This window comes from Bradyrhizobium sp. Leo78, from assembly GCF_059512425.1.
Map to the genome: position 1 here is coordinate 1 of NZ_JCAMOT010000152.1, position 1,053 is coordinate 1,053.

General features: G+C 62.9%; 1 protein-coding gene. It reads right to left on the bottom strand.

All coding sequences use genetic code 11. The annotated features are described in order from the left end of the window. A partial coding sequence (locus tag AC5ZG1_RS43990) for a porin (RefSeq protein ID WP_496136518.1) occupies positions 1-1,053 on the bottom strand: 1,053 nt, incomplete at its 5' end.

Consider the following 1,053-nt stretch of genomic DNA (forward strand, 5'->3'; position numbering starts at 1 on the left):
TCAGAAGTTCCGCTGGGCGCGAAGCTGCAGGTGGAACGTGTCCTGATCGCTGAACTCGTAGCGCGCGGTAGGCTTCGGAGCCGAAGCTCCAAGGACCGCGGAGCCCTGGAATTTCTGGTCGAGGTGGAACCACATGAATTCGGCGGAGAAGGTCAGGTTCTTGACCGGGGTCCAGCGGGTGATGACACCGAGCTGCGACAAGTTGAAGTCGGGGTTGCAGACGTAGTCCGCACTGACCGCTTTGCCGGGCGTGGTGTAGTTCGCGCAGATAAAGGCCTTGGCCGCGCCGTCATAGCGGACGCCCACATACGAGCCGAAGAGGCTCGACGACCAATATGGGTCCCAGTTGTGGTTGAACGCACCACGAATGCCAAAGGCCTCCGTCAGATGCAGCGAGCCATCGCCGCCGGCTGCGACCGGCAGATAGACGGCATCGGTCGTCGCCCCGAACCCGATGCTCTGATAGGCGCCAAAAGTGCTGGAGCTGCCGAACATGGCAAAGCTCGGCGAGGTTGAAGCCGACGAGATGATGTATTTGGTCGCTCCCTTGGAATAGCTCGCGTCCATCTTGATGTCGTCACCGGTCCCGGTCGGGATATTCTTGATCTGTAACGCCGCCATGACCGCGCCGCCCCAGGAGGTGTCGGGATGTCCGGAAAGCTCGGACGCTCCGGTCGGCGCCGCGCCTGGCAGGCCGACGGCGCCCGCTGGCGCTCCAAGGGCGTTCAGGACATTGTAGGAGGCGTTGACCTCATGCGCCGCGGCGGAAATCTGGAACAGACCCCAAGCCTGGTCGACGCGGATGTTGCCGACCACATCGGGTGCGTGGACGCCGGCATAAGCGTTGCCCGTGTTCAGCGTGGCGTTCAGCGGCAGCGACAGGTTGTAGACGGCGGTGCGGTCCCATACCGTCGGATCGTCGAGGCCGATGGTGCCGGTCACTCCGTTGCCGAAATCCGCAGTGTATTGGATGTTGTTGACGCCGGTATCATTGTTCTGGCCGCCGAGCAGGAAGTCCGAGATGTTGCCGGGGAAGCCCTGCCAAGGCGAGGA